The organism is Alloyangia mangrovi (assembly GCF_002300555.2).
GTDB lineage: Bacteria > Pseudomonadota > Alphaproteobacteria > Rhodobacterales > Rhodobacteraceae > Salipiger > Salipiger mangrovi.
This window is the reverse complement of the sequence record NZ_NTHN02000101.1, coordinates 1-7,687: the sequence shown is the minus strand read 5'-3', so window position 1 is coordinate 7,687 and position 7,687 is coordinate 1. Positions and strand designations below refer to the sequence as shown.

General features: G+C 67.4%; 7 protein-coding genes and 1 pseudogene. 5 read left to right on the top strand and 3 right to left on the bottom strand.

All coding sequences use genetic code 11. From position 1 onward, the window contains the following. From CLG85_RS27565 to rfbA, 4 genes and pseudogenes are all read left to right on the top strand, one after another. The coding region (locus CLG85_RS27565) for a hypothetical protein (RefSeq protein ID WP_311735046.1) at nucleotides 1–191 on the top strand (191 nt) is incomplete at its 5' end. Nucleotides 192–281: 90 nt separating this feature from the next. Then, nucleotides 282–859, top strand: a pseudogene (rfbC, locus tag CLG85_RS28045) (dTDP-4-dehydrorhamnose 3,5-epimerase). Continuing rightward, nucleotides 856–1,947 carry a dTDP-glucose 4,6-dehydratase gene (gene rfbB, locus CLG85_RS26465; RefSeq protein WP_095882067.1) on the top strand — a complete coding sequence of 364 codons (1,092 nt, stop codon included), beginning with the start codon at nucleotides 856–858 and terminating at the stop codon, nucleotides 1,945–1,947. Before rfbC ends, rfbB begins: the two are co-directional and overlap by 4 nt. Before the next feature lie 87 nt (nucleotides 1,948–2,034). After that, nucleotides 2,035–2,913 (top strand): glucose-1-phosphate thymidylyltransferase RfbA, encoded by an 879-nt coding sequence (gene rfbA / locus CLG85_RS26460; RefSeq protein WP_095884159.1) that lies wholly within the window; start codon nucleotides 2,035–2,037, stop codon nucleotides 2,911–2,913. A 6-nt stretch (nucleotides 2,914–2,919) separates the two neighbouring features. On the opposite strand, the gene CLG85_RS26455 is transcribed toward rfbA, so the two are convergent. The 3 genes from CLG85_RS26455 to CLG85_RS26445 form a co-directional block, all read right to left on the bottom strand. Next, the gene (locus tag CLG85_RS26455) at nucleotides 2,920–3,459 is read right to left on the bottom strand and encodes a NosD domain-containing protein (RefSeq protein ID WP_260350301.1); all 540 of its coding nucleotides are present in this window, start codon (nucleotides 3,457–3,459) and stop codon (nucleotides 2,920–2,922) included. After that, entirely contained in the window at nucleotides 3,404–3,805 is a 402-nt protein-coding gene (locus CLG85_RS26450) for a hypothetical protein (protein WP_260350299.1), read from the bottom strand. Before CLG85_RS26450 ends, CLG85_RS26455 begins: the two co-directional genes overlap by 56 nt. Before the next feature lie 897 nt (nucleotides 3,806–4,702). Beyond that, complete coding sequence (locus CLG85_RS26445; RefSeq protein ID WP_260350297.1) at nucleotides 4,703–6,607, bottom strand: rhamnan synthesis F family protein; 1,905 nt, start codon at nucleotides 6,605–6,607, stop codon at nucleotides 4,703–4,705. A gap of 225 nt (nucleotides 6,608–6,832) precedes the next feature. Between CLG85_RS26445 and CLG85_RS26440 the strand changes: the two genes are divergently transcribed. Beyond that, a partial coding sequence (locus CLG85_RS26440) for a glycosyltransferase family protein (protein WP_260350295.1) occupies nucleotides 6,833–7,687 on the top strand: 855 nt, incomplete at its 3' end.

The window sequence follows — 7,687 nt, the reverse complement described above, 5'->3', positions numbered from 1 at the left end:
CCGAAGTCGGAGAAACACACGCCAGAGACAAGGCCGACGTAACCGGTGCCGATAACTGCGATTTTCATAAGGGTCGTCCCACAATTCCTTTTGCCGGTTTATGGGCTGCGCACCGCGGCATTTGCAAGAGCAAGGGCGAGGCTTCTCCTGCCTCGCGCGCCCACGGAAGCAGCACTTCGCTCATGGAATAAGCGCTCAGGGCGGATCGCCCCTTTTTCCGCGACGCTTTCCTCTGTAGACAAACCAAGAGACTGCAGCGGACGCGAAAAAAGTTAAGGTTTATGCTGGAAATAGAAGCAACTGCCCTTCCCGGGGTGAAGCTCCTCACCCCCCCGCCGGTTCGGCGACAACCGCGGGTTCTTCTCGGAGAGCTGGAACAAGGCGCGGATGGCCGAGCAGGGGCTCGACTATGACTTCGTGCAGGACAACCATTCGCTCTCGGCCAGGACCGGCACCGTACGGGGCCTGCACTTCCAGGCGCCGCCGCATGCCCAGGCCAAGCTGGTGCGCTGCGGGCGCGGGCGGCTCTTCGACGTGGCGGTGGACATCCGCAAGGGCTCGCCGACCTATGGCAAATGGGTGGGCTACGAGCTCAGCTTCGAGAACGGTCGCCAGCTGCTGATCCCCGAGGGCTTCCTGCATGGCTTCATCACCCTGCAGGATGACACCGAGATCATCTACAAATGCACCGATTACTACGCCCCCGAGTGCGATGGTGCGGTGCGTTTCGACGACCCCGAGATCGGCATCGACTGGGGCATGGATACGAGCGGCGCTGTGCTCTCCGACAAGGATGCCGCCGCCCCCCCTGCTGGCCGATTTCGACAGCCCCTTCAGTTTCGAGGACTCCCAGGCATGAAACTTCTGGTCACCGGCGGCGCCGGCTTCATCGGATCGGCGGTGGTGCGCCTCGCCATTGCCCGCGGCCACGAGGTGGTGAACCTCGACGCGCTCACCTATGCCGCCTGCCTCGACAACGTCGCCTCGGTGGCGGAAAGCCCGCTCTATGCCTTCGAGCAGGCCGACATCCGCGACCGCGCCGCGCTCGACCGGATCTTCGCCGCCCACAAGCCCGACGCGGTGATGCATCTCGCGGCCGAGAGCCATGTCGACCGCTCGATCGACGGCCCCGGCGATTTCATCGAGACCAATATCACCGGCACCTACAACATGCTCGAAGCCGCCCGCGCCTACTGGACGCAGCAGGGCAAACCCGAGAGCTTCCGCTTCCACCATATCTCCACCGACGAGGTCTTCGGCTCGCTGCCCGCCGACCCTTCGATGCAGTTCACCGAAGAAACACCCTACGATCCGCGTTCGCCCTACTCGGCCTCCAAGGCCAGCTCGGACCACCTGGTGCGCGCCTGGCACGAGACCTACGGGCTGCCGGTGGTGCTGACCAACTGCTCGAACAACTACGGACCCTACCACTTCCCGGAAAAGCTGATCCCGGTGGTGATCCTGAACGCGCTCGCCGGAAAGCCGCTGCCGATCTACGGCACCGGCGAGAACATCCGCGACTGGCTCTACGTCGAGGACCATGCCGATGCGCTGCTCTTGGTGGTGGAAAAGGGCGAGCTGGGCCGCAGCTACAACATCGGCGGCGAGAACGAGCGCACCAACCTCGAGCTGGTGAAGACACTCTGCGCCATCCTCGACGCCAAGCGCCCGAAGCAGAGCGGCTCCTACGCCGACCAGATCACCTTCGTCACCGACCGCCCGGGCCATGACGCGCGCTACGCGATCGACCCGAGCCGCATCCGCGAAGAGCTCGGCTGGCGCCCCTCGGTGACCGTCGAGGAAGGCCTCGAGAAGACCGTGCAATGGTATCTCGACAACGAGGCCTGGTGGCGCCCGCTGCAGGCCCGCGCCGGGGTCGGCCAGCGGCTCGGCACGGGCAGCACCGGCACCACCACCGGCAGCCCGGCGCAGAAGACCCCGGCCTGATCAAGCCGGGCCCAGCCTGCCCTCGGGCCATGGGTCCGGGGCCAGACCTCCCTCCCAGACCACTCCTGACTTGAGGCACCGTGTAAAATGACGAAGCGTAAGGGTATCATCCTCGCAGGGGGCTCCGGGACCCGGCTCTACCCGATCACCATGGGCGTGTCGAAACAGCTGCTGCCGGTCTACGACAAGCCGATGATCTACTACCCGCTCTCGGTGCTGATGCTCGCCGGCATCCGCGAGATCTGCCTGATCACCACGCCGCAGGACCAGGAGCAGTTCCAGCGCACTCTCGGCGACGGCGGCCAATGGGGCATCTCGCTCACCTACGTGGTCCAGCCCAGCCCCGACGGGCTGGCGCAGGCCTTTATCCTGGCCGAGGAGTTCCTGGCCGGCGCGCCCTCGGCGCTGGTGCTGGGCGACAATATCTTCTACGGCCACGGGCTGCCCGAGATGATGGCCCAGGCCGACGCCCGCGAGAGCGGCGGCACGGTCTTCGGCTACCGCGTCGCCGATCCCGAGCGCTACGGCGTGGTGGATTTCGACAAGGAGGGCCGCGCGACCTCGATCATCGAGAAGCCCGAGGTGCCGCCCTCGAACTACGCGGTGACCGGGCTCTACTTCCTCGACGGCACGGCACCGGAGCGGGCGAAGAAGGTCGAGCCTTCGCCGCGCGGCGAGCTGGAGATCACCACGCTGCTGGAGATGTACCTGCACGAGGGCCAGCTCGACGTGAAGCGCATGGGCCGCGGCTACGCCTGGCTCGACACCGGCACCCATGGCTCGCTGCTCGACGCGGGCAACTTCGTGCGCACGCTGGAGACGCGCCAGGGCCAGCAGTCCGGCTGCCCCGAGGAGATCGCCTTCGACCAGGGCTGGATCAACCGCGAGCAGCTCGCCGAGCGTGCCGAGAAGTTCCGCAAGAACGACTACGGTCGCTACCTGATGGGGCTGCTGCGGGAGTCCTGAGCCGGCTCAGCCCGTGCTCTCATGCGCTCCGCGGGGATCGCGATACTGCCATGCCCGCCGGTCCGGCACATCCATGGGCTGTGCCACTTCCGACATGTAGTTTTCGCGAAACAGGTTGTCGTCCCCGGCTCCCTGTTCGCGAATTCCCGTCTCGAGCCGGGAAAGCGCGTTTCCGGTAATGACCAACTTCGTGCAGTCGATCGTCTCATTGGTCTCGTCCGGGCCGAGCCTGATCCCCACGCTCCCTTGTCCAGAAAATTCTTCCAACACGACAAGATTGTCAGAGACCGCTGAGTAGGACACGCCGCGCAAATCGATGCCAGCGCTTCCAGGTTGCACCTGCCCTGAAGGGGTTTCTCCGATGTCCCGGATGACATTGCCCGATACGATCACGTTGCGAGTGGCTCTTACATCGATCGCGGCACGGGCGGAGCGGATGAATTCGTTACCGCTGATGATCCCCCGCCCCCCCTCACCGCGCTGCGTCGTGTTATAGAATGCGGCCCCGACGAAACAGGCTTCGAAGGTGTTCGCGAGGATTTTCACCCCACGCACGTCCCGCTTGGCCGAGACCCCCCCCATTACACCCAACGAAATAATTGCCCTGCACGACGTGGTGAATGCCGTTGTCGGCATCACCCGCCTCATTTCCGCCGGTGATGTAGATGCCAAGATCGGCCTGGCCGGAAAACCGATTGCCCGAGATCATTCCTCCAGAGCAGCGGTCTATGGTCAGGGACGTATCGGTGACGCCGTTACGTTTGGCCGTCTCGTAATCGGCGGCGCCGAGAAAGCTCACCCCCGACACCTCGTATTGTTCAAAGAAGGTGAGCACCAATCCCGACCCGCTTGCCCTGGCTGGGGCAAACCCGCGGCGCCCATTGTCGATCACCCCCCCCTGTCCATTCGCAGCGGCTCCCGGATGGGTTCCTAACCCCGAGTTCGATCATGGGAGAGGCCGAGACAACGGTCACCGGGCCCGAGGCCTTCGCGAGGTGCGGGGAATCCGATGCCCATGTGATCGTATTATCCGAAAACTCGAAATCCTTCCCCTGGCGCAGGGAGACCTCGCGGCCGTCCCTGTTCACCGTCACTCTCACCCCACCGGGATTCGCCTGGAACGCGCTCAAATGGTGGCTCCCAGCGGAAAGATCCTCGATGATCTCCTTGGTGGGCAGCCCCTCAAAGCGGGCCTCCGGATGGCAGCGAATGGCGAGCCCGAACTGCAGCTCGCGATTCCGTACATAGCTCACCGCATAGCGACCCGCCGGCACGTAGCCTTCTCGCCGAGTCCGATCCAGATAGGCCACGAATTGCGTGATCGCCTCGGCATCATCCCCCGTACCATCTGCAGCCACCCCCCCAGTGCAGCAAGTTGGGCGCCTCGGCAGGCGACCAACTGCTTCCATCTCTGCACACGAGAGCAGTTCCCTCGGCATCGCGAACATATTGATATATCTGGCCGTCTCTTAGGACCTGCAGAAGGGCAATCTCTTCCGGAATGTATGCGGCCTCTGCCACCTGGCGAGAGGCCAAGAACAACTGTTCCGCCCCGGCCACGGCGGTGTTGGCAATCGTGAGCGCGCCCCCGCCCAACAGACTGAGAAAAACTCTGCGATCCATCAGCTGTCCTCGCTTCGCGCCATCTCTCTTCAAGGCAAACTATGCCTCGGAACTCGGCATGAAAAAAAGGCTGCGGCAAAGGCCTTCGAGACCGGATGTCCGAATGCTTAAAAGCTCAGCGGAACTCGCTGAGCCGAACATACGGTTCGTTGGCAAGCCGCCCCGCTCAGCCCTCGTAATACATCCGGTCCGGCCCCAGCACCCCGGCGAGATACGCCCCCTCCGGGTCAGGGATGTAATCCACCTCGGCACGGTCGTGGCCAGAGGCGAGCCCGGGCCGGCCGGCACCACCCTTCAGCCCCAGGTGCAGCGCCGGGTGGTCCTGGATAAGGTACTTGGGCCCCTCGAAGCCGTGCCACCAGTGGCGATCGATCAGCCCCTGCTGGCGGATCTCGGCGTTCTCCGAGCGGCAGACCCGCGCCAGGCATTCCGACGCCGGACCACGGCGGAAACCGCTCTGGGCAAAGGCGGTATGGGCGGGCTGGAAGCCATGTTTCCAGGCGCGGCCCTGCAGGTGGTAGTAGCGGATCAGGTTGAGCCCGACGAGATCGAAGCTGTCCAGCCAGGGCAGCAGGAATTCGGCGTAGAGCGGCGAGTACCAGTCGTCATCCTCGAAGATCAGCACCCGCTCGGCGGTCAGCTGCTCCAGTCCCGCCAGCACGTTGCAGGGCAGCGTATGCGGCGGATCCTGCGGGCCCGGGGCGCGGCGCACGTAGGTCGCCCAGTCCGGCAGCGCGATATCTTCGGTCAGCGGGCGCGCGCCGTCGTCCACCACGATCCATTCCCTTGGCTGCAGGCTCTGGGTGGCCACCATGCGCAGGCATTGCGCGAAGGCCTCTGGCCGGTCGCCGGTCGGGGTGAGAATGGCATACTCGCCCACCGGTGCCGCGGCCCGCGCCGCCGGGTTGTAGCGCCGGTCCGCGCCGAGCCCCGGCGCCCGCCCCGCGGCCATCGCCGCGACCGCCGGTGTGATCCAGCGTGTGCCCAGACCGCCGAGCAGCTCGGTCATCGGGATATTGCGGCGTGGTGCCTCCGGCGGCAGGCCGGGCAGCACCGCGACCGGCGCCTTGGGATCGAGGCAGGAGGCCAGCGCCACCTGCCCGCCCATCGCCTGAGCCAAGAGCCCCGGCAGCCGCTCTCCGGCCTGCGCCAACTGGCCGTCGCGCTGCCCCGGCCCGAACTCTTCCGCCCTGAGGCAGCCCACCAGCCGCTCGACCAGCTCGGCGCGCAGCCAGCACACGGCGCCCGCGAAAAAGCCCCAGTCGGTCTCCAGCGCATCGGACGGCCCCCCGGCCTTCCCGAGCAGCGCGGTCAGCACGGCAGCCGTGTCCGGCAGCGCGCTCGGCCCGTGCCGGAAGAGTTCGCGGGCGCCGCCAAGCAGCACCTCGGGGCGGTCGCGGAAGATCTGCACGATCTCGGCCACCCGTTCTGCCGGGCCGACGGCGCCGCGCAGCAAAGTCTCGTACAGGGGCTCGGGCAGCCTTTCCGCCTGCGAGCCGAGCCTGCAATAGGCCCGGTAACCGCGCCGGTCGATCCGCTCGAGCACCTGCAGGAAGGCCCCCACGTCCTGCCCAAGGTTGTCCACCGCCACCGGCACCGCGCCCGGGAAGGCGTCGCGGATCAGCGCTTCGTCATGGGTCTTCGAGCCGCGCGGGTAGCTGACGTAGATGTCGGCATGTTCGGGGAAGACCGCGAGCGCCCGGCGCAGCTCGTCGAAGACCTCGGTATGATAGGCATGCACGATCACCGCCATCTCGGCGGCCTGCTGTCCCTCCCGCTCCGGGCGGGCGACCGGCCCCAGCGGCGGCGTCAGCTCGCGGCCCTCGGCCCGGCCGTAGCGCTCGTAGTGCAGGAGCGGGTTCACCCCGGCGACGGCGACATCGGGATGGGCGGCGAGATAGCCGCGGGTGCTGAAGCCCGGTCCCGGATCGAAGCCGGCGGCCGCGCCCTCGCGCAGGTAGTGCAGCGCCGCAAAGACCGGGCGCGCGCCCGGAAGGTAGCGCCGGACGTACCAGGAGCGGTCGAAATAGGGGCTCCGTCCGATGCGCGCCGCTGCCAGAAATCGCCTCAAGAGATGCTCCCGTCCCGCCCGGCACCGCCCCCGAAAGGCGCGGCGCCGGATGCTTTTCTCCTAGCTATCCGCCCCGCCCCGGCTTTGCCAGATCCGCGCGGCCAGCCTTGCGTGCCGCGGCAGCCACGCCACAGGCATCGTCCGGCGCCCTGCGCTTGCCGCTGCGCGCGGGCTCTGCGAGAACCTTGGCACATCCCTCGCCCGAAGAGACGCCCGAAGACACCCATGGCCGACACCGCCCCCGCCGCCATCCCCGCCCCCGTGCGCCTGCTGCTGCATGGCGGCGAGGACCGCACGCTCGGCGGCCCCAGCGTGCGGGTGCCGCGCAGCGCCGAGGCGCTGCGGCGGATCGGCTGGCCCGCAGAGGCCGGGCTCTACGAAAGCGCCGCCCAGATCCCCGAGGAGACCGTGCATCTCTTCAACGTCTGGCCGCCCGAGAGCGCGCTGGCGGCGCTGCGCGATCTCAGGGCGGCGGGCAAGCGGGTGGTCTTCTCGCCGATCTACCTCGATTTCAGCGAGATGCCGCTCTGGGAGCCCCTGCAGCAGCCTTATCTGCCGCTGCAGACCCGCGCCGCGCTGCGCCGCCAGCTGCAGACCCGCGGCCAGCACCACGAGATCGCCCCGGGCTATCACGCCATGGTCCGCGAGATGCTGGCGCTCTGCGACCACGTGATCTTCCTCAGCGAGGCCGAGCGAGCGGCGCTGGCGGCAATCGGCGCCGAGGTGCCGCCCGAGCGCGCCAGCCTGGTCCACAACCCGGTCGATGCGGCGCTCTGGCCGGGCGGCGATCCGGCGCTCTTCCGGCAGGCGCATCTGCCCGCGGGAGCCGGCGATTACGTGATCTGCATCGGCCGCGTCGAGCCGCGCAAGAACCAGCTCAGCCTCGCGCGGGCACTGCGGGACCTGCCGCTCGATCTGGTGCTGGTCGGCCATGACGGCGATCCGGGCTATGCCGCGCGGATCCGCGCCGAGCTGGGGGAGCGGCTGATCCGCCCCGGGCGGCTCGAGCCCGGCGGCGAGATGCTGCGCTCGGCACTGGCAGCGCCCGCGCCTTCGTGCTGGCGAGCTGGGCCGAGGGCG